A 23,939-nucleotide genomic window follows, 5' to 3' on the forward strand; every position below is an offset into this window, starting at 1 on the left:
ATCAGCCGCGCTTTCGATACGGACATAGACTTTCCCCTTGTGAATGCCGATTTGCCCACGCATCAGTTGACCCGACGTTTTCCCCTCAACGAGGGAGCCGCGCTTCCTCATTCCAAGGAGACATGCGATGCCCCGCACCGCCGCTGAAAAACGCGCCGCTTTCCGCGCGCTGCACTCGTCTGGCTGTTTCGTGCTGCCCAATCCGTGGGACGTGGGCAGCGCCCGTTATCTGCATACGCTCGGCTTCAAGGCGCTCGCCACTACCAGTTCTGGTTTTGCGTGGTCGACCGGACACGCGGATAACACCTTGCCGCGCGAAACGATCCTCGCCCACCTGCGCGCGATCGTCGATGCGACCGATCTGCCGGTCAATGCCGACTTCGAAAACGGCTTCGGCCGCGATCCGGAAGAAGTGGCCGAGAGCGTGGCGCTCGCGGTGGCAACGGGCGTCGCGGGTCTGTCGATCGAGGACTCGACCGGCAACCCCGCCGCGCCGCTGTTTCCGGTCGACGTCGCGGTGCAACGGCTCAGCGCCGCGCGCCGTGCGATCGATCAGAACGGCGGCGACACTCTGCTGGTCGGCCGCGCGGAGAATTTCTTCGCCGGCAACGCCGATCTCGACGATGCCATCGCGCGTCTGAAGGCCTATGCGGCGGCGGGCGCGGACTGCCTGTATGCGCCCGGCATCCAGACCCGCGAGCAGATCGGAGCGGTGGTCGCGGCCGTCGCGCCGAAGCCCGTCAATCTGCTGATCGGCTCGACCTCGACGCTGACGTTGCAGGACGTGGCCGCGCTCGGCGTGCGGCGGATCAGCGTCGGGGGCGGGCTCGCGCGCGCGGCGTGGGGTGGCTTCATGCACGCCGCTCAGGTGCTGGCCGATGGCCGCTTCGACTTCACCGGCGCGGTGGCGGGCAAGCAGCTCAATGAGCTTTTCAATCGCAACGCGTGAAAAACGCCGTGCACACAGGTGTTCGCGCGCCGCATCGACGTGACGGGAAAGTGGCGGCGTTTCCGATGAGAAAAGCGCGCGAACGCATGAATCGGCGCACAGAGGCACCCGTCGAGCCAAATGTTATGATCGGAAACATTGTTCGCCCCGATCAAGCGCATACCCGACCCGCAGCAAGCCTCATGGACACCCATCTCACCAAATCCGGCGACACCGCGTCCTCCGATCTCGGCCGGCGCGTGCGCGCCGCCCGTCAGGCGCAGGATCTGACGCTCGAAACCGCGAGCCGCCTGTGCGGCGTCTCGCGCTCGACGCTGTCGAAAATCGAAAACGGCCTGATGTCCCCGACTTTCGACGTGCTGCAGAAAATCGTGCTGGGCCTGAAGATCGAAATCGGCGAACTGTTCGGCTCGACGCCGAAAGTCAGCGCGAGCGGCCGGCGCGCGCTGACGCGCAAAAACGAAGGCCAGCGCCACGCGTATCGCGGCTATCAGATGGAGTTGCTTGCCACCGATCTCGCGCACAAGGCGATGCTGCCGTTTCGCATCCGCATCTCCGCGCACACGCTCGACGCCTTCGACGACTGGGGCCGCCACGAAGGCGAGGAGTTTCTCTACGTGATCAGCGGCAGCGTGTGCCTCTATTCGGAGCTGTACGCGCCGACACATCTGAACGCGGGCGACAGCCTCTACTTCGATAGCCGCACGGGTCACGCGGCGGTGTCGACCAGCGAGGAAGACGCCGAAGTATTGTGGATGGCGACCAATGCGGACCTTCCGCATACACCGCCTGCAGCGAACGATTCAGCGAAGAAATAGCGCGCCCTGCACGGCGCGCGCGCACTCAGCGCGCCGCCAGCGCCCGTTGCGCGAGTTGCGCGATATGCAGTGCGTGTCGGCCCGTACCGTGCTCGATCTGCTCGCGACAACTGAAGCCGTTGGTCAGCACGATCGTTTGCGCATTCGCCGCCATCGCGTCGCGCACGGACGGAAACAGCTTGTCCTCGCCGATCTTTTCTGACAACGCGTGATGCTCGACATTGAAGCCGAACGATCCCGCCATCCCGCAGCAGCCGGTATCGAGCAGCTTCCATCTGACGCCGAGCTTGTCCAGCAGCGCCGTATCGCCCTGCATGCCGAATAGCGCCTTCTGATGACAATGGCCATGCACGATCACATCGGCCTCGAGCGTCGGCCACTCGAACGGCTGACGCGCGACGAAATCGGCAAACAGATAGGTTTGCGTGGACAGCTTCTTCGCCAACGCATGGTTGGGGAGTTGCTTCAGCAACTCGTCCTTGAACACCGATAGACAGCCAGGCTCCAGACCGACCAGCGGCACGCCGGCGGCGATGTCGTCCGCGAGATCGTCGACGATATGCGTGAGCAGTTCGCGCGCGCGATCGAGCAGACCAAAGTCGTACAGCGGACGTCCGCAGCACAAACGCTTCTTCGGCAGGACGACGCGCCAGCCCAGTTGCGTCAGCACATCAGCTGCGGCCCGCGCGATCTCGGGCGTGAAGTGGTCGTTGAACGTGTCCACCCACAGGATCACTTTCTTTGCGTCGCCGCCGCGCGCATCAAGCGCGGATGCTTGCGACGATGCGCTCCGTCTATAAGTCGTAGCGGCAAAGCGCGGCAACGCACGGGTCTGCGCCACGCCCGCCATCCATTTGCCGAGCGCGGACAAACCGGGCGCCGTCGTCAGAAAGTTGGTCACGCGTGGAAAACGCGCGGCCCACGGCGCCCATTCGCCGATCCGCCCCATGAACAGCGCCTGACGCGGCCGACGATTGTTTTGATAGTAGTGTGAAAGGAACTCCGCCTTGTACGACGCCATGTCCGTATGCGTCGGGCAATCGGACTTGCAGCCCTTGCATGCGAGGCAGGTATCGAGCGCTTCCTTCACTTCGCGGCTGTTCCAGCCATCGGCGATCACGTCGCCTTGCAGCATTTCCCAGAACAGATGAGCGCGCCCGCGCGTCGAGTACTTTTCCTCGCGCGTGCCGCGATAACTCGGACACATCGTGCCGCCTTCGAGCGAGCGGCATTTGCCCATGCCAATGCAGCGTTCGATCGCACGCTGAAAACCATCGCCTTCCTGACTCGCGAACGTGAGCTTCGTATGCAGCGTCACCGGCTTGTACGCGGGACCCGTGCGCAGGTTTTCGTCGGCGCGGTATGCATGCACGACCTTGCCCGGATTCAAACGATTCGCCGGGTCCCAGATCGCCTTGAACTGCTCCATCGCCTGCATCAGTTCGGGGCCGTACATGATCGGCAGAAACTCGGCCTTCGCCTGGCCATCGCCGTGTTCGCCCGACAGCGAGCCGCCGAATTCGACCACCAGTTCCGCCGCTTCGCGCAAGAACCCGCGCCACGTCGCGATACCTTCCGCGCTGCGCAGATCGAACGTGATGCGCGCGTGCACGCAGCCGTCGCCGAAATGGCCATACAGGCTCGTCTCGTAGCCATAGCGATCGACGAGCGCCTGAAACGCGCGCAGATAATCGCCGAGCCGCAGCGGATCGACTGCGGCATCTTCCCAGCCGACCACCGGATCGGGCTTGTCGCGATCCACCGATAACGCGACCGCCGACGCGCCAGTCTCACGAATCGACCACACCTTCGCCTGCAATGCGCGATCTTCGACGAGCACCGTCGAGATTTCCGGCCCCGCCGCGCCCGACTGAAAATACGCGGCGGCGTCGCGTGCTTGTTGCAGTGCTTCATGCTGCGTATCCGCGCCGAATTCGAGCACGACCCATGCATCGCCTTCGGGCAGCAGTGCGATCTCATCCTTCTTCAGCCCGCGCGCCTGCAGGCCGCGAATGATCGGGCGGTCGAGTCCCTCGACTGCGATCGGCCCGCAGCGCATGAAATGCGGCACGGCGTCCGCCGCCGTATAGATGTCGGTGAACCCGACCACGACGATCACGCGCCTCGCCGGACTCTTCACGAGTCTCACTTTCGCCTGCAACGTGACCGCGCAAGTGCCTTCGCTGCCAACCAGCGCACGCGCGACGTTGAAGCCGTTTTCCGGCAGCAGTTGATCGAGATTGAAGCCCGACACGCGCCGCTTGATCTTCGGGAATTTCGCGCGAATCCGTTCCGCGTACGTGTCGCGCAGTTGCTTGAGCGCCGCGTAGATTTCGCCTTGACGACCACCCGCCGCGATGATGCGTTCGAGTTCTTCTTCGGAGGTCGGGCCGACCCAGAAACGCGCGCCGTCGAAGGTCGCGATTTCGAGCGCCTCGATGTTCTCGACGGTCTTGCCGGCCATCACCGAATGCGCGCCGCACGAGTTGTTCGCGATCATGCCGCCCAGCGTGCAGCGGCTATGCGTGGCGGGATCGGGCGCGAACGTGAGGCCATGCTGTTCGGCGGCATCGCGCAAGGAGTCGCACACGACGCCCGGCTCGACGACCGCGACGCCCGCAAGCGGATCGATCGAAACGACGCGGTTAAGATACTTGCTCGCATCGGCGACGACCGCGACGTTCACGCACTGGCCGTTCTGAGAGGTGCCGCCGCCGCGCGGGAGAAACGGCACGTCGTTGCGACGGCATGCGGCGAGCGTCGCGAGCAGATCGTCGATATCGGCCGGTATCACCGCACCGAGCGGGACTTGCCGATAGTTCGACGCATCCGACGCGTACAGTGCTTTGGAACCCCGATCGAAGCGCACTTCGCCGCGCACATGCTGGCGCAGATCGCTTTCGAGCGCCTGCAATACCGCGGCGCTGCCCGCGAAAGGCCTGGCGACACGCGGTTCTTTCGAAGCGCCGCGCTCGTCGACCCGGCGCTCTTCATCCAATGACAATGACGTCCCCACTGCGCTCCTCGTCTGCGATGCCGGCGCTTGCGCCGTCGTATGCGCTCAGGCCGCCTGGCTTGCGGTCATCCGGAAGATGCCCTGTGCGTTGCCCGCGTCGAACCGCAGGTCCGTTTCCCAGCGGCGCGCGTCCTGATCGAAACTGCGCTTGCGCGTGATGAATTCGTAAAACGAGCCCGGCACGTCGCGCGCGACGACACTGCCGTCAGCCGCGCGAAATTCGCGTTGCACGAGATCCGCGCGATACGCGGTCTGGAACACGCGCCCGGAACGCGAATGCTCGACGTCCGGCTTCATCGGCCGACCCTTCGCCTTCTGTTCGTCCGACAGCTTGAACACATCCGCGACGCGATCGGTCGCGTGATTGAACGCGTTACCTTCAGTCGCGATCCACGCCATCTCCGCCGACTCCTTCAACAATACTTCGTAGTCGGCTTCGCGTGGCATCTCGTGCTGACGCGCGAACGCTCCGACTATTACCGGTAGCAACTCTTGCGCCGCATCGATCGGCAGCACGCCGTCGCGTTCGAGTTCCCACAACAGGCCACCAGCGCGCGGCGTCAACGGATCGCGCGATGCACCGATCACGTTCGTCACCGCCTGCTGGAACGCCGCGGAAAAACGCTCCGGGTGCAGTTCGCTGACGAAGAACTGCGCGATCTCGTCGGGCCCGTCGTCATGCGCCCATGCGCGGCCGGTCATGCCGAGCCGATCGAGCGGATAACGGCCGTTGATCCGAAAGCCGAGCGGCCGCAGGATGCGCGCGAACGCGGCCTCGCCGGGCGGCAACGCGCCGCTGTGCGGCCAGCGCACGGTGCGCAGCGCGCCATGATCGAAGTACACGCTGCCGCCGGCGGCGACGGTTTCCTCCGTATAGCGGCGGCCGTTTTCCGAGCGCGCGAGCAGGTCGTCGAACAGCGCCATGTTCATCGCCTGTGCGAGTTCGGCACGCGTGACGCTGCCGCTTTCCCACTCGTTCAACACATGCGGATGATTCAGCGTCGCAAACAGGCGCGCGGTCTTCTCCGCGCCCAGCAGCTTCACCAGCAGTTGTTCGACGTTCGCATTCTTCAGGTTTCGCATTCGGCTTCTCCACGCTAAACGTTGAGCGCCCGCACGAGCGCCACATGACGGGCGAGATTATTCAAAATCCGCTCCGCCCCCGTAAAGCGAGATAAAATCGCCACTTGATGCGTTTTTGGAATTAACGTGCGAAAGTTCAAGATTCCCAACATGGGCGCGCTGCTCGCGTTCGAAGCCGCGGCGCGGCACGAGAGCTTCACGCACGCGGCGCGCGAGCTGTTCCTCACCGAAAGCGCGGTGTCCCGACAGATCAATACGCTCGAAAGCAATCTAGGCGTGAGGCTGTTCGTGCGCGTCAAGCAACGCGTCGTGCTGACGCGCGCGGGCAAGGTCTACAGCGCGCAGGTGCGACGCTCGCTCGAACACCTCGATCGCGACACGCTGTCGATCATCGCGCACGGCAGCGGCGGCGGCTATCTGGAACTCGCGGTATTGCCGACGTTCGCATCGCAATGGCTGATTCCGCGCATGGCGACATTCAATGAACAATACCCAGACGTGCGCGTGAACATGGGCGTGCGTACCGCGACGTTCCCGTTCGCCGACACGCATTTCGAAGCGGCGATTCACTACGGCAAGCCGACGTGGCCGGGTACGTCGGCCGATTTTCTGTTCAGCGAGGAAGTGGTGCCGATCTGCGCGGCGAGTCTGCTGAAGCGGCCGGTCCGCAACATCGCCGAACTACTCAGCTATCCGCTGCTTCATTCGACGACGCGACCCGATGGCTGGGCGAGCTGGTTCGCAAACTTCGGCGTCGACGACAATCGCACGATGCAGGGCGTGCGCTACGAACTGCACACGATGCTGATCAGCGCGGCCGCGGCCGGACTCGGCATTGCACTGGTACCGCGCTTCTTCGTCGACACGCAGTTGCAGCAGTTCGGTCTCGTGATTCCGTTCGACGGACTCGCCGTTGCCGACGCCGCGTACTACCTCGTGTACCCAACCGAGTTGAGCCATGGCAAACCGCTCGCGAATTTTCGCGAGTGGCTGCTGCGCGAAGCGGCCGCGTACGGCGCGATTTATCCGGAGTTGGCGGAGCGGCCCGAGGGGGCGTGATGAAACGCCAGTCGCATGTGTGATTGGATCAATCACACATGCGTCCGTGCGAAATTTAGTTGCCGGCGCGCGCCTGCGCCAATGCGGCCAAATTGCCTTCGCCGAAGCCATGATGTCCCTGGCGTTGCACGATCTCGAAGAAGATCTCGCCGGCGCGACGGCGTACGAAGGTCTGGAAAAACAGCAGCGGCACGCCGTCCGCGCCGATCTCACCGTCCACGAGCACATGCGTGCGCCGCAGCCGCTCGACATCGAGCCCGTGGCCAGGCAAGCGTGCATCGAGCTGCTCGTAGTAGCGCGGCGGCGGCTCGACGAATTCGACGCCGTTCGCGAGCAGACGCTCGACGCACGCGAAGATGTCGTCGGTGGCGAGTGCAATGTGCTGCACGCCTTCGCCCGGATGATCGGGCAGATACTCGTGCATCAGATTGGTCCGGCGCGTGCCCTCCTCGTACAGCGGTATGCGGATCGCGCCGCACGGCGACACCATCACGCGCGATTCCGCCGACACGTGCCAATTCGCGTGCAACTCGTGAATCTCGCGGAAATTCAGCAGGTCGCGATAGAAGTCGATCCACTCCTGCATGCGGCCTTCGCCAACGGTTTGCGTCAAATGATCGACCGCGACCAGGCCGCTGCCCGCGTGACTCAGATCGGCTTCGGCCGTGTCGATTTCGATGGGGCGGAAGTCGATGTCGAAGATCGAGATATCGCCGAGGCCGCCGCGCTGACCGCCGCGTCCGCGCCAGCGATCGACGAAATAGATGTGGGAATCGCCGATACCTTGAATCGCCGGAATCAGCAGTTCGTCGGCCCCGAGGCGTTCGCCCTCGAATACCCACGCGCCGAGCTCCACCGCGCGTGCGAACGCGCGCTGCGCGTCGGCGACCCGAATCCCGATCGCGCAGATGCCGACCCCGTATTCCTCCGCGTAGCGCGCCGCGAACGAATCGGGCTCCGCGTTGATCAGGAAATTCATCTCGCCCTGACGGTATAGCGTCACGTCCTTGCTGATATGACGCGCGATCGCCTTGAAGCCGAGCCGCTTGAAGGTCTCGCCGAGCGCCTGCGGATCGCGGGCGGCGAACTCGACGAATTCGAGGCCGGCCGTGCCGAGCGGATTGTGCTCCGGCGCCATCACGGCGCGCTGCGCGGCCTCGGGAGTGGGCAAGTCGCTAGGCATGGCAATCTCCTTGTACGGTCTTTCGATGCGGTGGCCGGTGGTTCCGGGGTTCGGCGCGAACCGTTCCGGCCGTTCGCGATGGGCTGCGTGACGCGTGCCCGCTCGTAGCGTGCACGCAGCGTGCCGCAAAAAAAATACGGGCTGCGGCGGCTTTCGCACCGTGTTTTTACACCGGGTCGCGGGGCATTCGCAACCGTCATTTTGTACTGGTTGGTTCATACGGAGAACGGCATGCCGATGGGCGCCCGGGGGCATGCGTGCGGCAGGCCGCCGGATCACTCGAGCGGCGCGTCGCCCGGGCCGCCTTTGCGCGCCGTTTTGCCGGCGGTTTTACCGGTGCTTTTGCGCGCATCCTTGCCCGACACCGCCGCCATTCTGCCCCGCGCGACCTCGCGCACCGCCTCGACGAACGCGCGCCCCACCGCCGACGGCTGCGTATCCGAGCGACGGATCAGCCCCACCGGCTCGCCGGTGCCAGCAAACGGCAGCGGCAAGCGCACCAGCATGTCGTGCGCGAGTTCGTATTCGACCGCGCTTTGCGGCACGAACCACACCGCGCCGTTTTCGAGCGTGAGCGCACGCCCCGTCGATACCGACAACACCTCGACGAACCCTGACAACGGCGCCACGCCCCACGCGCTCAGCAGGCTTTCGGTCGACTGGCGGATCAGCGTGCCGAACGGCGGCAGCACGATCGGAAAATCCTCCAGCGACGTGGCCGGCAAGGCCGTTCCCTGAGCGAGCGGATGCCCGGCGCGCACGACCGCGATCAGCGGCTCGGTAAACAACTGCTCGAAGCTCAGGCCGACCATCCGCTCGGGGTCCGCGAGACGGCCGATCGCGAATTCGATCGAACCCGCTTTCAGGCGTTCGAGCAATTCCGGATTTGCGCCGGTCGCGAGGCGCACGATCACGCGCGGCCACTGCGTCGAGAACTGTTTCAGCACGGGCGGTATCAGCGCCGCGGCGACGGTGGGCAGCACGCCGACTTCGAGCGTCGCTGCGGCCGCGCCCTCGGCGCGCGCGAGCAGATCGACGCCCTGGCGCAGCGCGCTCACGCAGGCGCTTGCGTGCGGCATGAAAAGCTGCCCCTCGCGCGTCGGCACCGCGCCGTGACGGCCGCGCTCGAACAGCTTCACGCCGAGAATGGTTTCCAACTCGGCGACCGTCTTCGATACCGCCGGCTGCGTGATCGACAGACTGTCCGCCGCCCGCTGGACGCTGCCGAACTGCGCGACGGCCAGAAAGCACTGGAGATGACGAAATTTGACGCGGCTATCCGCGAGACTGCGTTGCATAACGGAAGGTTATACGAAACGGGCAAAAACGTCATTTTTCATAACCGCGTGCTTTGTATAAAGTGCGAGTCATAACGCCGCATCCCCCGATTCCTCCAACGGAGACACTTCATGGAAGATTCAATTCTTTCCCCGCGAGACTTCGCGTCCCATCCCGAGTATGTCTATCCGCCGTACGGTTCGTCGGTCAAGCGCGGCCCGACCCGTCCGCTGATTCCGCTGAAAGAACGTCTGCGCGACCAGCGCGTGCCGGTCTACGGCAGCGACGACCTCGATCCGCTCGACAACGACCTGACCCGCAACGCGGTGCGCAATGGCGAGCCGCTCGGCGAGCGCATCATCGTGACGGGCCGCGTGCTCGACGAAGGCGGCCGTCCGGTGCGCAACACGCTCGTGGAAATCTGGCAGGCGAACGCCGCCGGCCGCTATGTGCACAAGGCCGACCAGCACGACGCGCCGCTCGATCCGAATTTCCTCGGCGCGGGCCGCTGCATCACTGACAACGAAGGCCGTTACCGCTTCCTGACCATCAAGCCGGGCGCGTATCCGTGGGGCAACCATCCGAACGCATGGCGTCCGCAGCACATCCACTTCTCGCTGTTCGGCGACCACTTCGGCTCGCGTCTCGTCACGCAGATGTACTTCCCCGGCGATCCGCTGCTCGCGTTCGACCCGATCTACCAGGGCACTCCGGAAAACGCCCGTGAGCGCATGATCTCGAAGTTCTCGCTCGACATTACGCAAGAGGCCTATGCGCTCGGCTACGATTTCGACATCGTGCTGCGCGGCCCGAACGAAACCCCGATGGAGCGCTAAGCCATGACGACTCTCAAGCAAACGCCTTCGCAAACCGTTGGTCCGTACTTCGCCTACGGTCTTTGCCCGCAGCAATACGATTTCGACTACAAGAGCCTGTTCACGCACGTGCTGGCCGACATGGAAGCGGCCGGCGAGCACATCACGATCGTCGGTCAGGTGTTCGACGGCGACGGCAAGGTGGTTGGCGACGCGATGGTCGAGATGTCGCAAGTCGACTCGAACGGCCACTATCCGGAATCGCGCGAGGACATCCTGAAGACCGGCTTTCACGGCTTTGCGCGCGTCGGTACCGGTACGGACCCGCATAAGCGCTTCATCGTCGAGACGGTCAAGCCGGGCCGCGCGAATCCCGACGAAGCGCCGCACATCGACGTGATCCTGACGATGCGCGGCATGCTGCTGCACACGTTCACGCGCATCTATTTCGAGGACGAAGCGCAGGCGAACGAGCAGGACGCCGTGCTGGCGTCGGTGCCGGCCGAGCGCCGTGGCACGCTGATCGCGCGCCGCGTTGCCGGTACGGCCAACGTGTACCGCTTCGACATCCACATGCAGGGCGATCAGGAAACCGTGTTTTTCGACCTGTGATGCGCGATTCGTCGCGAAGCTCCGAGCAGTAAAAATCGAGCCCGCCTGTGCGGGCTTTTTTTCGCGCGGACGTTTCGCGGTGCACCTGCGCGCGTTAGCAGCGGAAGTGATCGATGCTTTGTCCGGCGTGAATCGCGCGCGCGAGCCACGCCGGTTTATCGCCGTGACCGTCCCACGTGTTGCCGAACGCGTCGCGGTACAGCACCGCGGCCACGGCGTTCGCATCGGCTTCGAGCGATTCGGCCAGCGCTTCGAGGGTGATGTTGTGGTCGTCCATGCGTCGGCGAATCCATGCGATCATGCGCTCCCGCAGGTTCTCGTCGCGTTCGAACAGTCGTTGTTGTCCTTCTCGTTCTTTCATAACGTATTGTGTCGCAGCTCTTGCTGGCATTAGACGAACTCGCAACTCGCATCACAACGCGAGGCTCGTGCTTAATTCAATTTGAACGAAAGCGATTCGACGAATTCACGCGATCCCTGCAAATGCGTAAAAACCCGCATTTGCAACTGATGCCTGTCAGATTCTGAATTAAAGCGCTGGGATCAAGCGAATCGGCTACTCGAAGAATAGAAGGCGCTCGAATTGCGCCCGTGTTTCGCTTCGTGCGTCGCCTCGTCGTGGCGAGGGAACTTCAGCGTATCGAAAGTGATTCTAGCATTCGATGTATTTTGGCCGCAGCAAAGAAGTTTTTCTAATTGTACTAATTGCGGGACTTCCGGGTTTTCGGTAATCGTGGCTTCCACCACCCGATTGGCGGACAATGCGAAACCCGGGATTCGCCAGAGCATCTGGTATCGGCCCGACCTCAGGAGACACGACCATGCCCGCCTCGACCGCCATCCTCACGATCCTCGCCGCGCTGCTATTGGGCGCGATGAGTCCGGGACCCAGCTTCGTCATCGTCGCGCGCAACGCGATCGGTCTGTCGCGCGGCGACGGTCTCGCGACGGCGCTCGGCATGGGCATCGGCGGTGTGTTTTTTAGCGGCATCGCGCTGCTTGGGCTCTATACGCTGCTCGCGACGGTCGAATGGCTCTACGTCGGGCTGAAAGTGGCCGGCGGCGTCTACCTGGTTTATCTGGCGTCGAAAATCTGGCGCGGCGCCGCGAAGCCGCTCGCGTTCAGCGAAACGCAACCCGGCAATGGCGTCAATCCGCGCAAGTCGTTCTGGATCGGCTTGAGCACGCAGCTCAGCAATCCAAAGACGGCCGTCTATTACGGCAGTATCTTTGCCGCGCTGCTGCCGCAGCATCCGCCGGTGTGGTGCTATTTCGCGCTGCCGCCGGCGATCTTCGCGATCGAAGCGGGCTGGTACACGATCGTCGCACTGTGCTTTTCGAGCCAACGGCCGCGCGAAATCTATCTGCACTGGAAGGCGTGGATCGATCGCATCGCCGCGGGCGCCGTGACCGCGCTAGGTCTGCGGCTGATTCTGAATGCGCACAAGGTCGGGATTTGACGCCAACATGAAGCGGCGCGCGCCGGCGTGACTCGCTGCGCGCCGCCCTGAAACAGCGTTAATCGCGGCGCGTTACGCTTTTCCCTCCGCCTTGATCCGCGCGCGCAACTCGAACTTCTGGATCTTCCCCGTCGAGGTCTTCGGCAACTCGCCAAAGCGCACCGCCTTCGGCAACTTGAAGCCGGCCAAAAACAGCCGGCAGTGCGCGATGATTTCCTCCTCGGTCGCCTGCGCGCCTTCCTTCAACTCGATGAACGCGCACGGCACCTCGCCCCACTTCGGATCGGCCATCGCGACCACCGCCGCCACCGACACCGCCGGATGCCGGTACAGCGTGTCCTCGACTTCGATGCTCGAAATGTTCTCGCCGCCCGAAATGATGATGTCCTTGCTGCGATCGCGGATGCGGATATAGCCGTCGGCCGTGCGCACGCCGAGATCGCCGGTGTGGAACCAGCCGCCATCGAAAGCGGCTTCGGTCGCGCGCTCGTTCTTCAGATAGCCCTTCATGCAGATGTTGCCGCGAAACATGATCTCGCCGATTGTTTCGCCGTCGTCCGGCACCGGCGCGAGCGTGTCCGCATCGAGCACCGCGACCGCCGCCTGCAGGTGATACCGCACGCCCTGGCGGGCGGTCAGGTCGGCGCTGATTTGCTCGTCGAGCGCGTCCCACTCCTGCTGCTTCGCGCAGACGGCCGCCGGGCCGTAGGTTTCTGTGAGCCCGTACACGTGCGTCAGGTCGAAACCGATCTGCTTCATCTTCGCGATCACCGCGGGCGGCGGCGCGGCGCCCGCGACCATCGTCGACACGCGATGCGTGATGCCCTCGCGCCATTCGGCCGGCGCGTTCGCGAGCGAACTCTGTACGATCGGCGCTCCGCAGTAGTGCGTGATGTGCTCGCGGCGAATCAGCTCGAACACGGTCTTCGCGTCGAACTTGCGCAGACAGACGTTGACGCCCGCGCGCGCGGCCACGGTCCACGGAAAGCACCAGCCGTTGCAGTGGAACATCGGCAGCGTCCACAGATATACCGCGTGCTTCGGCATATCCCATTCGAGAATGTTGCTCAGCGCGTTCAGATACGCGCCACGGTGATGGTAAACCACGCCTTTCGGGTCACCGGTCGTGCCCGACGTGTAGTTCAGCGCGATCGCGTCCCATTCGTCGGTGGGCGGAGTGCACTCGTAGGACGGGTCGCCGGTTTGCAGGAACTGCTCGTAGTCGGTCGCGCGGATGAACTGCGCGGCGTCGGCGGGCTGCGCATCGGCCACGCTGATCACGCGCAGTTCCGGGAATTCGAGCGCAGCGCGATGCGCGAACTCGCCGGATTCGGTATCGACGATCAACGCCTTCGCCTCCCCGTGGCGCAGCATGAACAGCAGCGTCGCGACGTCGAGCCGCGTGTTCAGCGTGTTCAGCACGGCGCCGGCCATCGGCACGCCGAAGTGCGCCTCGACCATCGGCGGAATGTTCGGCAGCAGCGCGGCGACCGTATCGCCACGGCCGATACCGGCCTCGTGCAGCGCGCTCGCGAGCCGCCGCGCGCGCTCGTAGGTCTCGCGCCAGTTACGGCGGATCTCCCCGTGGACGATCGCGAGCCGCTCGCCATACACTTGCGCTGCGCGCACGAGGAAATCGATCGGCGTCAACGGGACATAATTGGCCTCGCGCCGCCCGAGGCCTTCGTCGAACATGTGCTGTGTCATTGCTTCGTCTCCCGAGGCGCGAGCCGCGCCGCCGATTGTTGTGATCGTCTTCTATGAATAACCAGGGCCTAGCCTAGCAATTGTCGTCATGAACTGTCTGTCATTCAAATGACAGAGTGGCGCCGCTAGCGCCCCGCCTTGACCTGGCTCAGCCGGAACCGCTCCCAGGACGCGTATCTCCAATGACCGTCGCTCCGTTCACCGACCGCGCCGACTCCCGCCCGCCCCAACGCGTCGCGCCTGCCGACCTCGCGCGGCTGTTCGCCACCTGCGCCTGGTTTCGCGCGCTCGCCGCCGAGCATCAGGCGATGGTGCTCGCCAGCGGGCACGCCGAGCACTTTGAAGGCGGCGCGTGGATCGCGCGTCGCCAGCAACCGTCCGACTATTGGATCGGCGTGCATTCGGGGCTCATCAAGCTCGCTATCTACAACGCGTCGGGCCGCAGTTGCACGCTGTCGGGGGTGCCGCCGGGCGGCTGGTTCGGCGAAGGCAGCGTGATCAAGCGCGAGTTGCGCAAGTACGACGTCGCCGCGATCCAGCCGTCGCTGGTGATGTGCGTGCCGTCCGCGACCTTCCATGCGCTGCTCGAATCGAGCCTGCCGTTCACGGGTTTCGTGATCCGGCAGTTGAACAACCGGATGGGGGAATTCATCGCATCGATCCAGAACAGCCGGCTGCTCGATGTGGACGCACGCGTCGCGCAATCGCTCGCGCAGCTGTTCAACCCGGATCTGTATCCGGACACGGGCCACACACTGGCGATTTCGCAGGAAGAGGTCGGTTTGCTCGCGGGGGTGTCGCGGCAGCGCATCAATCAGGCGCTGCAGAACCTCGAGAAGCTGCGGATTTTGGGTCTGTCATATAACCAGATCGAGGTGCTCGATCTCGAGCGGCTAGAGGCGTACGGACGAGAGCAGATCTAGCGGCGCGGCGGGCGCACGCTATCCGGCGCGCACGCCGCCCTTGCGTGTCGCGCGCATTTCGAGAGCGGCGTCGGTCTTGAACAGCGCGAGCATGATCGCGCTCAGTACGCCCGATTTTTTCCAGCGCAGATAGTAGCGATGCGCGGTCTGGTACGGCACGTAGTGCCCGGGCATAGCGCTCCACGGTGCGCGCGTGTGCAGCACCCACATCACGCTATTGAGCACGTGGCGAATATCGATCGGCGGACGACCACGCCGCGGGACGTCGTCATTCAGGGTTTCGGGCAATAGCGGCGCGACCTGCTGCCATTGCTCGTCGGTCAACTCCTGAACGACCGGCGTGGTCCCGATGGATTCGGAAGATGGACTATTCATGCGTGAAAGCGCACGCGCCAAGCGCGTGCCGGCGTCGCTCCAAAAGTAGTGTCGTTACGTCAACTCGTTCGAGACTACTCGAAGCTTGCCTGGGAGAAAGTCAACTTTTGTGATCCGGAACGGCGCAATGTCAAAAATGGCAATAGGCTATTGCGTCAACGCGCTGAAGGCTCGACGCGGATCGTGGTCTATCATCGGCGCGCCCGGCGCCGCCGCCCCCCGGCGCGCGCCGCGGCCGAACTAAAAGATCTCTCTCCACACGCAGGAAATCCCTTGAGACACATCCGCTTTATCAAGACCGCCGCGCTCGTCGGCGGCGCCGCGCTTGTCGTGACGTCCGAACAGGCTTTGGCACAAAGCTCAATCACGCTGTACGGTGTCGCCGACGTCAGCGTGCGCTATCTGACGAATTCGAACGCCAAAAACGACGACCGTCTGTACATGACCAACGGCGCGATCACCAACAGCCGCTGGGGTCTGCGCGGTTCGGAAGATCTCGGCGGCGGCCTCAAGGCGATCTTCGACCTGGAAAGCGGTATCAACCTGCAGAACGGCTCGGCCTCGGATAGCCAGCGCATTTTCAATCGAAACGCATACGTCGGCGTCAGCAGTCAGTACGGCACGCTGACGCTCGGTCGCCAGAAGACGCCGCTGTTCGACCTGCTCGGCGATACCTACGACCCGCTCACGGTCGGCAACTACAACGAGAACTCGTGGCTGCCTGGCGCGCTCGGCGCGGGGCTGTACGCGGATAACGCGGTCAAGTACACGGGCACGTTCAACGGCCTGACGGTGGCCGCGATGTACTCGTTCGGCACGAACTCGGCATCGACCGGCGCGGGCGGCTTCTCGGGCCAGGTGCCGGGCCATCTCGGCGCCGGCAACATGTACGGCTTCACGCTGTCGTACGTGACGGGTCCGCTGTCGGTCGCGGCCGGCGTGCAGCAGAACAGCGACAACAGCAATCACAAGCAGACCATCTTCAACGCGAACGCGGTTTATGCGTTCAGCTCGACGAAGCTGTACGTCGGCTATCTGCAATCGAAGGACGACACCGGCTTCGTCGACAGCGCGCTCGCGCAGCAGACGCTCGTGCCGGGCGTCGATATCGTCAAGGGCTCGGGCCGCATCGACAACGGACCGTTCGCCGGTGTCACGTGGCAGGCCACGCGCGCGCTGACGCTGACGGGCGCCGCGTACTACGACCACATGTCGAACGCGGCGATCGGCAATGGCCAGGTCGGTAGCGGCTATCGCTACACGTTCGTCGGACTGGCCGAGTACGCGCTGTCGAAACGCACCGAGGTGTACGGCACCGTCGATTTCGACAAGGTGTCAGGCGCGGCCTCGGTCGAACTGCCGGGCCGCAACAATCAGACCGGCGTTGCGCTCGGTCTGCGGACGATTTTCTAAGGCTCCGGGTCGTCATCGCAAAACGGGCGTCCCCAGGGACGCCCGTTTTTTTGGCTCTCGCATACGGAAACAGGCTTACCGGTCTGCCGCGCGCATAAAAAAAGGTGCCGCGAACGGCACCTTTCTGTACTACGGGCAGCTTCTGCTGAAGCTTAGAAGCGGTGACGCAGACCGACCGTAGCAGCCGTCTGGTTCTTCGACGACGAGGTCGGAACCGTGTTGTCGCCGCTGTAGATCGAAGCCACGCCGCCGTCGCCCATTGCGTGCTGGTACACAGCCTGAGCGTAGACGTCGGTGCGACGCGACAGCGAGTAGTCAGCCTGCAGGCCGATCTGGTGGTAACGGGTCTTCATGTCGTTACCGTCGGCGTTGATGCCGTAGCCGCGTGCGTCGGTGAACGTGTACGCAACGCCGAGAGCCATCGCCGGCGTCAGGTTGTACTTGCCGTTGATTTCGTAGTTGTTGGTGTGGCCTTGACGCTGACCAGCTGCTGCACCAACCAGGTTATCGACGCGCGATTGCGTCCAGGCCACGCCGACCAGCGCCGGGCCGAAGCCGTACGAAGCGCCTGCGCCGAACTGACGCTGACGGAAGTTGCCCGTCAGGACGCCCGACGTGTTCGCCAGAACGCCGTCCGATGCGCCGCTGGTGTTAGCAGCCGGGTTGTTTTGCTGAGCGTAGGCAGCACCGAGGTGCAGGCCTTGCCACTGGTAAGCAGCGCCCAAGCTGTACTGACGGTTGTTGGCGAAGCCACCAGCCTGGTTCGAGAAGCCGTACGTGCCGCCGAACGTGAAGCCAGCGTAGTTAGCGCTCGAGTACTTGATCGAGTTGTTGACCGACAGACCACCGTTGGTGCTCAGGTTGTCGTTGTTGAACGGGTGCGCGAAGTACGTGCCGCCCCAGCTGCCCGTTGCGGTCAACGGTGCGAGGTAGTCCTGCGCTGCGTCGTACTGGCGACCCAGCGTGACCGTACCGAATTGCGCGCTCGACAGGCCGACGAAGGCCTGACGGTTGAACATGCCCTTGTTGTTGGCGAACTGGCCGTTGTTGATGTTGAAGCCGCTTTCCAACGTGAAGATTGCCTTCAGACCGCCGCCCAGATCTTCCGAGCCACGCAGGCCGAAGCGGCTCTGGTCGATGCCGCCGCTATTTGCTGCCCACTTGGAGCTGCCAGCAACGTTGCTGGTGTAGGTCAGACCTGCGTCGATCAGACCGTACAGGGTCACGCTGCTTTGTGCGTGAGCGACCGAAGCGAACGATGCGGCAGCCGCAACGACGATGAGACTCTTTTTCATGGGAACTCCAATTCGAAAAATTTATACGGGGAGCAGGACCTGCCTCAGCAGCCGATGCATCGCATCCGCCGCCGCCCGCTTGGCCGACCCGTTCGGATCCACCGGGCACCCTTGAAGCGAAGCGTGAGTGTAGGGGGACACCCTGGTATCGACGCCGACAATTCACGCAACAGGATTTTTCGAATTTCGCAACAATGTTGGGGCCGGCGGGCATAACTTATTGTTTTTCCAACGTTTGTCGTAAGATCTAAGTGCCGGATCGCCAGCCCCAGCCAATACGAATTTGCAACGCGCCAATATTCGAAGTTGTGCGTTTGCAACAGTGTTTTAATACGCGTGACGTAATCGGGTCGGAGCAAGCTGACGAAAAAACCGTCGATATTTCTTGGAATCGAACGGTTCGAATGATGGTTTTCCGCGTTGTTTCAAATTAATTTTGCGATGGCCGGAACTTAATGGAGTTAATGCAGTCATCTTGGCGCGTCTAGCAATTAATCGTTTCAGGCGGGGCCGATTAACTTGTCGAATCGACAAGACCGCTTATTCACTCGATCTTTATTGGCCAGCTTAAGCAGTTGCTGCCAGTCCCCGGCAGCACATCGGTTCTAGCCTGCCTCGTCGAATCAGCATTCACTTTTGAGAAACCGCCATTTGCGACGGTCTTCTATTTCACGCTTTGTCACGTCTCTATAAGATGCGCTCGCGACTAAACGAAGAAGCCTTCAGCACGGGCATTGCCCGGAGGTGAATTGCGGCGCCGGCCGCCGCGTGACAAGACCCGTGCTGAAAGCGGACGGCGTGCATCAACAAGCCTTCCGCATTCAATTAACGGCCGGGCGGCACCCGCATTTACACGGACTTTCCCTGATTACGCGCGAGCACCGCTTATGTCTTGCGGGGATCGCGCTCGAGCGCCTCCTCGTCCTCGGGCGAGGAACCCGGCGCGAGCGGGTCGGTGTCGGGCGGCGTGTCGGGCAATGGACGCGGCTCGCCGTCGGATTCCTCCAGCGGCTGATTCGGAGGCGCGGCGGGGTCGATGGTTGGGTCGGTTTGCATGACGGCCTCCAGGCGGATGGGAACAGCTCCCTACGCTGGATGCGCAACGGCTATTCCTGCGATCGCTGGCAGTTCGCCCGCGGCGGCGCCTGTAGAAATCGCGCTGGCTCGAAACCGAATTTGCAACGCCACGCCCGACGAAGGCCGCCCCAAAAACAAAAAGGGTTCCGGAATTCGGAACCCTTTTTTCGATACTTTGGTGGGCCGGGTGGGGTTCGAACCCACGATGTCCTTTCGGAGGTGGATTATGAGTCCACTGCCTGCAACCAACACGGCGTCCAGCCCAAGAAAAAAGACCCGGTCGTGAAGGCCGGGCCCGTTTCGTCGATTGGCCGACATACTACACGAAAAAGGGGCCTGCGCAACCGCTTCGCTTCCGCGAAACGACCGGGCGGCCCCTTCTATCGCATCATGTGCGGCCAGCCGCGGCCGCCGCCGTCAATTCCCTTCGAGGAACGACTTCAGCTTGTCGGAACGGCTCGGATGACGCAGCTTGCGCAGCGCCTTCGCCTCGATCTGACGAATCCGCTCACGCGTCACGTCGAACTGTTTACCGACTTCTTCGAGCGTGTGATCGGTGCTCATCTCGATACCGAAACGCATGCGCAACACCTTCGCTTCGCGCGGCGTCAGCGAGTCGAGCACATCCTTCACGACGTCGCGCATGCTCGCATGCAGCGCGGCATCCGCCGGGGCGACCGTGTTGGTATCTTCGATGAAGTCGCCCAGATGCGAATCGTCGTCGTCGCCGATCGGCGTTTCCATCGAGATCGGCTCCTTCGCGATCTTCATGATCTTGCGGATCTTGTCCTCCGGCATTTCCATCTTCTCGGCCAGCGTTGCCGGATCCGGCTCGAGACCAGTTTCCTGCAGGATCTGACGCGAGATGCGGTTCATCTTGTTGATCGTTTCGATCATGTGAACCGGAATCCGGATCGTGCGCGCCTGGTCGGCGATCGAACGCGTAATGGCCTGGCGAATCCACCACGTCGCATACGTGGAGAACTTGTAGCCACGACGGTATTCGAACTTGTCCACCGCCTTCATCAGGCCGATGTTGCCTTCCTGAATCAGGTCGAGGAACTGCAGACCGCGGTTCGTGTACTTCTTCGCGATCGAGATCACGAGACGCAGGTTCGCCTCGGTCATCTCACGCTTTGCCTGACGCGCCTTCAGTTCGCCGGCCGCCATCTGACGGTTGGTTTCCTTCAGGTCCTTCAGCGGCAGTACCACGCGTGCCTGCAGATCGAGCAGACGCTGCTGCTGTTCGCGGATCGCTGGAATGTTGCGCGTGAGGATCGCGCTATATACATGCCCCTCCGAGACGATCTTGTCGGCCCATTCGAGGTCCGTCTCGCTGCCCGGGAAACGCGCGATGAATTCCGCGCGCGGCATGCCGCACTTGTCGACTACCGTATGCAGGATCTGACGCTCGACCTGGCGCACTTCATCGACCTGCGCGCGCAGCGTGTCGCACAGACGCTCGACGGTACGCGCGGTGAAGCGGATCGTCATCAGCTCGTTCTGGATGGTTTCCTGCGCCTTCAGGTACGACTTGGACTTGTAGCCTTCCTTCTCGAACGCGCGACGCATCTTGTCGAACCATTCGCTGATCAACGCGAATTTTTCGAGCGACGCGCGCCGCAGCGCTTCGAGCTGCGCGGCGTTGGCGGTGGCTTGCGCCGAGCCATCGTCCTCTTCCTCGTCCTCTTCGTCCTCTTCCTCGGCTTCCTCGTCTTCGTTCTCGATCGCTTCCGCTTCCTGAGCGGAGAAGCCGTCGGCGTCTTCCGCGTCGGCGTCGATCAGACCGTCGACGAGTTCGTCGATGCGCACTTCGTCGTTGGCGACGCGCTCGGCCATCGCGAGGATGTCGGCGATCGTGGTCGGGCACGCGGAGATGGCCATCACCATGTGCTTCAGGCCGTCTTCGATGCGCTTCGCGATTTCGATTTCGCCTTCGCGCGTAAGCAGCTCGACCGTGCCCATTTCGCGCATGTACATGCGCACGGGGTCGGTAGTGCGGCCGAATTCGGAGTCGACGGTGGACAGCGCGACTTCGGCTTCCTCTTCGACTTCATCGTCCGACGAAGCCGCGGGCGCGTTGTCGTTAAGCAGCAGCGTTTCAGCGTCCGGGGCCTGTTCGTAGACCGCGACGCCCATGTCGTTGAACGTGCTGATGATGCCTTCGATCGCCTCGGTCTCGGTGAAGTTGTCCGGCAGGTGATCGTTGATTTCAGCGTACGTGAGGAAGCCGCGCTCCTTGCCGAGCTTGATCAGCGCGCGCAGCTTGGAGCGACGCTCCTCGAGTTCCTCCACCGTGCCAGGCTGCGACGACGCGAACGCATCCTTCAGCAGCGCTTTTTCCTTTGCACGACGGTCGCGAGCCTTGACCTTTTCCACCTTGCCCGGTGCGGCGGCAGCGGTTTCTTCGGCCTGGGTTGCATCGTCATCGACGGGTACTTCATTCAGCTTTTTCGTCATGGAGTTCGCCGTACCGGCTGTAGTCTCGACCCCCGGCTGTTGGACAACAGCCGGATGAACCGTGGATACTGAAGTCACGCGCGCTGCCGCATCGTCCTGAACGGCAGCCGCTTCCCTTGCGCTTCTGACACCCGCCCGCTTGGCAGCCGGCGGTGCTACAGCTTTCGCCGCCCGAACCGGTGCGGCCTGCGCGGCCGCAGTGGTCGACGACTTCTTCCCGGCAGCTGGCGCAACGCTGACAGCCGACGTTTTTCTGGCGGATGCAGTCAGCCTGGCTTCGGTAACTTTTCCGGTGCGCTCTTTAGCGCGTGAGCCAGTTGTCTGATTTCCGCCTGTCGTCTTTGCCATCGCATCGCCTTTCGCCTTTGCTAGGAAAACCCTTGAAAAAACAAACCGCTAGAAACTTTTGATTATAGCACCCGAGGTTTTCGCCTCTCCGCTACAGGCCGAGTTGACGCTTCATATCGGCCCGCTTCCGGTTGAGCTCCGAAAACTCGGCAAACTCTTCCGGCGTATGTCGTGACTGTCGCGAAAGCTGATCGAGACGATCGCAATAAGCGTCGTATCGCATCTTCAAAATCGCGGCTTTCAACTCCTCGCCGACGATTCGTTCCTGCTCGCGCCGTTCCTCGATGACGGCCGCGTCCTGCGGGTCTTTCAGCAGCAAATCCCGGACGTTTTCATCATAGTCTAGAATTTTGCGAAAGATTTCCTCGAAAGTTGGGGCGTTCGCACCATTTCGCAAGAGATCTGACAACAACTGGAACGCCGCCGAATCGCCGAGGGCGCGCGCGTGCGTCGTCACTTCCGCGAACAGTTCGCCGTGCCGGGTCACGGTGAGCAGCGCCTCTTCGGCCTCTTCGTCGAGCATCGCGACCGTGCGCGGATACATCACCAGGTTGCGCAGCGTCTTTTCCTCGATGCCGGTCACGCTGCGGCGATCCTTGCGGGCCGGCGCCTCGCGCGCGGCGGCCGCGATCCGCGCATCGACCTCGCAAAGCGCCGCGACTTCGCTGAACGGCACATCGAGCCGGTCCGCAAACATATGCATGATCTGCGCGCGCAGCGCATTCGCCGGCAATGCCTGCAGCAGCGGCTTTGCGTCGAACAGCGCGCGGGCTTTGCCCTCGGGCTGATCGAGCTCCTTGCCGGTCAGCACCTCGTTGAGCATGAACTGCGACAACGGCATCGCCCGTTCGACCTGCTCGGCGAAAGCCTCGGTGCCGAACTCGCGCACGTAGCTGTCGGGATCGTGCTCGCTCGGCAAGAACAGGAAACGGATAGTCCGGTTGTCGGCGGCATGCGGCAGGCACGCGTCGAGCGCGCGGCGTGCTGCACGCCGGCCGGCCGCGTCGCCGTCGAAACTGAAAATGACCGTATCGGTCTGGCGCATCAGTTTCTGCACATGAATCGGTGTGCAAGCGGTGCCGAGCGTCGCGACCGCGTTCTGAAAGCCCAATTGGGCCAGCGCGACCACGTCCATATAACCTTCGACGACCAGCACGTAGTGCTGCTCTCGAATCGCCAGACGCGCCTCGAACAGCCCGTACAGCTCGCTGCCCTTGTTAAATAGCGGCGTTTCGGGCGAATTCAAATACTTCGGCTCGCCGCCGTCGAGCACGCGGCCGCCGAAGCCGATCACCTGCCCTTTGACATTGCGGATCGGGAACATGATCCGCTCGCGGAAGCGGTCGTAGCGGCGGTTCTGACCCTGCGCGTCGGACTTTTCGCTGACGATCACGAGACCCGCTTCGACCAGCGCGTCGTCGCGGTAGTTCGGAAACGCCGCCTCGAGGTTTTGCCAGCCTTCGGGCGCGTAGCCCAGACCGAAGCGCGCGGCGATTTCGCCGGTCAGACCGCGCTTTTTCAGATATTGGATCGCGCCCGGCGCACCGCGCAGCTGCTTACGGTAGTAGTCGCAGGCGGTCTGCATCAGATCGGACAGCGCCGTGGTGACGGCCTTCGACGCCGCCGGCGCGTAGCCGCCGCCAGCTCCGCCACCACCGCCATATCCGGGCGAAGGCTCGTTCGGCACAGTTAGACCCACCGATTGCGCGAGCTCGTTGACCGCTTCGGGAAACGACGCGCCCACGTGTTCCATCAGGAACCCGATGGCCGTGCCATGCGCACCGCAGCCGAAGCAGTGATAAAACTGCTTAGTCGGACTAACCGTAAACGAGGGGCTCTTCTCGTTGTGAAACGGGCACAGCCCCATGAAGTTCGCGCCGCCCTTTTTCAGCTGCACATACCGGCCGACCACGTCGACGATATCGACGCGGTTGAGCAGGTCCTGCAGGAATGACGGTGGGATCACAGTAATTAACGCTGCCTGGAAAGCTTCAAAATCCAAGCCCGGAGTGCGGGCCCGACACCGCGACCGGGGCCCCGCGCCCCGGCTTTACGAGGCGCGCGACCC

19 protein-coding genes and 1 tRNA gene are annotated in these 23,939 nt (G+C 63.1%); 8 read left to right on the forward strand and 12 right to left on the reverse strand.

Annotation, left to right across the window (positions count from 1 at the left end):
• The first annotated feature begins 127 nt into the window (after positions 1 to 127).
• Together AB4Y34_RS05160 and AB4Y34_RS05165 are read left to right on the forward strand one after the other, a co-directional pair.
• The gene (locus tag AB4Y34_RS05160) at positions 128 to 949 is read left to right on the forward strand and encodes an oxaloacetate decarboxylase (protein ID WP_176378931.1); all 822 of its coding nucleotides are present in this window, start codon (positions 128 to 130) and stop codon (positions 947 to 949) included.
• A gap of 182 nt (positions 950 to 1,131) precedes the next feature.
• Entirely contained in the window at positions 1,132 to 1,767 is a 636-nt protein-coding gene (locus AB4Y34_RS05165) for a helix-turn-helix domain-containing protein (RefSeq protein WP_368715445.1), read from the forward strand.
• A 25-nt stretch (positions 1,768 to 1,792) separates the two neighbouring features.
• Here AB4Y34_RS05165 and AB4Y34_RS05170 read toward each other — a convergent pair whose 3' ends face one another.
• Positions 1,793 to 4,765, reverse strand: a complete 2,973-nt coding sequence (locus AB4Y34_RS05170) for an FAD-binding and (Fe-S)-binding domain-containing protein (protein ID WP_368715653.1) — start codon at positions 4,763 to 4,765, stop codon at positions 1,793 to 1,795.
• Positions 4,766 to 4,828: 63 nt separating this feature from the next.
• The gene (locus tag AB4Y34_RS05175; protein ID WP_176378930.1) at positions 4,829 to 5,866 is read right to left on the reverse strand and encodes a DUF1338 domain-containing protein; all 1,038 of its coding nucleotides are present in this window, start codon (positions 5,864 to 5,866) and stop codon (positions 4,829 to 4,831) included.
• A gap of 126 nt (positions 5,867 to 5,992) precedes the next feature.
• On the opposite strand from AB4Y34_RS05175, the gene AB4Y34_RS05180 reads away from it, so the two are divergent.
• Positions 5,993 to 6,925, forward strand: a complete 933-nt coding sequence (locus tag AB4Y34_RS05180) for a LysR substrate-binding domain-containing protein (RefSeq protein ID WP_176378929.1) — start codon at positions 5,993 to 5,995, stop codon at positions 6,923 to 6,925.
• Positions 6,926 to 6,980: 55 nt separating this feature from the next.
• On the opposite strand, the gene AB4Y34_RS05185 is transcribed toward AB4Y34_RS05180, so the two are convergent.
• Entirely contained in the window at positions 6,981 to 8,108 is a 1,128-nt protein-coding gene (locus tag AB4Y34_RS05185; RefSeq protein ID WP_368715446.1) for a 4-hydroxyphenylpyruvate dioxygenase family protein, read from the reverse strand.
• A gap of 275 nt (positions 8,109 to 8,383) precedes the next feature.
• The gene (gene pcaQ, locus AB4Y34_RS05190; RefSeq protein WP_368715447.1) at positions 8,384 to 9,406 is read right to left on the reverse strand and encodes a pca operon transcription factor PcaQ; all 1,023 of its coding nucleotides are present in this window, start codon (positions 9,404 to 9,406) and stop codon (positions 8,384 to 8,386) included.
• 111 nt (positions 9,407 to 9,517) lie between these two features.
• Between pcaQ and pcaH the strand changes: the two genes are divergently transcribed.
• Both pcaH and pcaG read left to right on the forward strand, forming a co-directional pair.
• Positions 9,518 to 10,222, forward strand: coding sequence for a protocatechuate 3,4-dioxygenase subunit beta (pcaH, locus tag AB4Y34_RS05195; RefSeq protein ID WP_176107243.1), 705 nt, complete (start codon positions 9,518 to 9,520; stop codon positions 10,220 to 10,222).
• Positions 10,223 to 10,225: 3 nt separating this feature from the next.
• Positions 10,226 to 10,813, forward strand: coding sequence for a protocatechuate 3,4-dioxygenase subunit alpha (gene pcaG / locus AB4Y34_RS05200; RefSeq protein ID WP_368715448.1), 588 nt, complete (start codon positions 10,226 to 10,228; stop codon positions 10,811 to 10,813).
• A 94-nt stretch (positions 10,814 to 10,907) separates the two neighbouring features.
• On the opposite strand, the gene AB4Y34_RS05205 is transcribed toward pcaG, so the two are convergent.
• Positions 10,908 to 11,174, reverse strand: a complete 267-nt coding sequence (locus tag AB4Y34_RS05205; RefSeq protein WP_368715449.1) for an H-NS family nucleoid-associated regulatory protein — start codon at positions 11,172 to 11,174, stop codon at positions 10,908 to 10,910.
• Between the two features lie 460 nt (positions 11,175 to 11,634).
• Here AB4Y34_RS05205 and AB4Y34_RS05210 point away from each other — a divergent pair, with 460 nt between their 5' ends.
• Positions 11,635 to 12,273, forward strand: a complete 639-nt coding sequence (locus tag AB4Y34_RS05210; protein ID WP_176378925.1) for a LysE family translocator — start codon at positions 11,635 to 11,637, stop codon at positions 12,271 to 12,273.
• Between the two features lie 72 nt (positions 12,274 to 12,345).
• Here the strand turns inward: AB4Y34_RS05210 and AB4Y34_RS05215 are convergent, their stop codons facing one another.
• Complete coding sequence (locus tag AB4Y34_RS05215; protein ID WP_368715450.1) at positions 12,346 to 13,980, reverse strand: acyl-CoA synthetase; 1,635 nt, start codon at positions 13,978 to 13,980, stop codon at positions 12,346 to 12,348.
• Positions 13,981 to 14,162: 182 nt separating this feature from the next.
• On the opposite strand from AB4Y34_RS05215, the gene AB4Y34_RS05220 reads away from it, so the two are divergent.
• Entirely contained in the window at positions 14,163 to 14,903 is a 741-nt protein-coding gene (locus AB4Y34_RS05220) for a Crp/Fnr family transcriptional regulator (RefSeq protein WP_368715451.1), read from the forward strand.
• 18 nt (positions 14,904 to 14,921) lie between these two features.
• Here AB4Y34_RS05220 and AB4Y34_RS05225 read toward each other — a convergent pair whose 3' ends face one another.
• Positions 14,922 to 15,278 (reverse strand): transposase, encoded by a 357-nt coding sequence (locus AB4Y34_RS05225; RefSeq protein ID WP_176378922.1) that lies wholly within the window; start codon positions 15,276 to 15,278, stop codon positions 14,922 to 14,924.
• A gap of 282 nt (positions 15,279 to 15,560) precedes the next feature.
• Here AB4Y34_RS05225 and AB4Y34_RS05230 point away from each other — a divergent pair, with 282 nt between their 5' ends.
• Positions 15,561 to 16,691: a porin gene (locus tag AB4Y34_RS05230; protein WP_368715654.1), complete on the forward strand. Its 1,131-nt coding sequence runs from the start codon at positions 15,561 to 15,563 to the stop codon at positions 16,689 to 16,691.
• Between the two features lie 152 nt (positions 16,692 to 16,843).
• Here the strand turns inward: AB4Y34_RS05230 and AB4Y34_RS05235 are convergent, their stop codons facing one another.
• The 5 genes from AB4Y34_RS05235 to dnaG form a co-directional block, all read right to left on the reverse strand.
• Positions 16,844 to 17,986: a porin gene (locus AB4Y34_RS05235; protein WP_368595442.1), complete on the reverse strand. Its 1,143-nt coding sequence runs from the start codon at positions 17,984 to 17,986 to the stop codon at positions 16,844 to 16,846.
• Between the two features lie 885 nt (positions 17,987 to 18,871).
• Positions 18,872 to 19,042, reverse strand: coding sequence for a hypothetical protein (locus AB4Y34_RS05240; RefSeq protein ID WP_368715452.1), 171 nt, complete (start codon positions 19,040 to 19,042; stop codon positions 18,872 to 18,874).
• Between the two features lie 197 nt (positions 19,043 to 19,239).
• A tRNA-Ile gene (locus AB4Y34_RS05245) sits at positions 19,240 to 19,327 on the reverse strand.
• Between the two features lie 153 nt (positions 19,328 to 19,480).
• Positions 19,481 to 21,871, reverse strand: coding sequence for an RNA polymerase sigma factor RpoD (rpoD, locus tag AB4Y34_RS05250; protein WP_176378920.1), 2,391 nt, complete (start codon positions 21,869 to 21,871; stop codon positions 19,481 to 19,483).
• 91 nt (positions 21,872 to 21,962) lie between these two features.
• On the reverse strand, positions 21,963 to 23,837 hold the full coding sequence (dnaG, locus tag AB4Y34_RS05255; RefSeq protein WP_176378919.1) for a DNA primase: 1,875 nt from the start codon (positions 23,835 to 23,837) through the stop codon (positions 21,963 to 21,965).
• Positions 23,838 to 23,939: the final 102 nt, after the last annotated feature.

Source organism: Paraburkholderia sp. BR10954 (assembly GCF_040965775.1).
Classification (GTDB): domain Bacteria; phylum Pseudomonadota; class Gammaproteobacteria; order Burkholderiales; family Burkholderiaceae; genus Paraburkholderia; species Paraburkholderia youngii.

Excerpts from the sequence above, each read along its gene's own strand:
- AB4Y34_RS05160 (WP_176378931.1), top strand. The coding sequence starts at position 128 with ATGCCCCGCACCGCCGCTGAAAAACGCGCCGCTTTCCGCGCGCTGCAC.
- AB4Y34_RS05165 (WP_368715445.1), top strand. The coding sequence starts at position 1,132 with ATGGACACCCATCTCACCAAATCCGGCGACACCGCGTCCTCCGATCTC.
- AB4Y34_RS05175 (WP_176378930.1), bottom strand. The coding sequence starts at position 5,866 with ATGCGAAACCTGAAGAATGCGAACGTCGAACAACTGCTGGTGAAGCTG.
- AB4Y34_RS05185 (WP_368715446.1), bottom strand. The coding sequence starts at position 8,108 with ATGCCTAGCGACTTGCCCACTCCCGAGGCCGCGCAGCGCGCCGTGATG.
- pcaQ (WP_368715447.1), bottom strand. The coding sequence starts at position 9,406 with ATGCAACGCAGTCTCGCGGATAGCCGCGTCAAATTTCGTCATCTCCAG.
- pcaH (WP_176107243.1), top strand. The coding sequence starts at position 9,518 with ATGGAAGATTCAATTCTTTCCCCGCGAGACTTCGCGTCCCATCCCGAG.
- pcaG (WP_368715448.1), top strand. The coding sequence starts at position 10,226 with ATGACGACTCTCAAGCAAACGCCTTCGCAAACCGTTGGTCCGTACTTC.
- AB4Y34_RS05205 (WP_368715449.1), bottom strand. The coding sequence starts at position 11,174 with ATGAAAGAACGAGAAGGACAACAACGACTGTTCGAACGCGACGAGAAC.
- AB4Y34_RS05210 (WP_176378925.1), top strand. The coding sequence starts at position 11,635 with ATGCCCGCCTCGACCGCCATCCTCACGATCCTCGCCGCGCTGCTATTG.
- AB4Y34_RS05215 (WP_368715450.1), bottom strand. The coding sequence starts at position 13,980 with ATGACACAGCACATGTTCGACGAAGGCCTCGGGCGGCGCGAGGCCAAT.
- AB4Y34_RS05220 (WP_368715451.1), top strand. The coding sequence starts at position 14,163 with ATGACCGTCGCTCCGTTCACCGACCGCGCCGACTCCCGCCCGCCCCAA.
- AB4Y34_RS05225 (WP_176378922.1), bottom strand. The coding sequence starts at position 15,278 with ATGAATAGTCCATCTTCCGAATCCATCGGGACCACGCCGGTCGTTCAG.
- AB4Y34_RS05235 (WP_368595442.1), bottom strand. The coding sequence starts at position 17,986 with ATGAAAAAGAGTCTCATCGTCGTTGCGGCTGCCGCATCGTTCGCTTCG.
- AB4Y34_RS05240 (WP_368715452.1), bottom strand. The coding sequence starts at position 19,042 with ATGCAAACCGACCCAACCATCGACCCCGCCGCGCCTCCGAATCAGCCG.
- rpoD (WP_176378920.1), bottom strand. The coding sequence starts at position 21,871 with ATGGCAAAGACGACAGGCGGAAATCAGACAACTGGCTCACGCGCTAAA.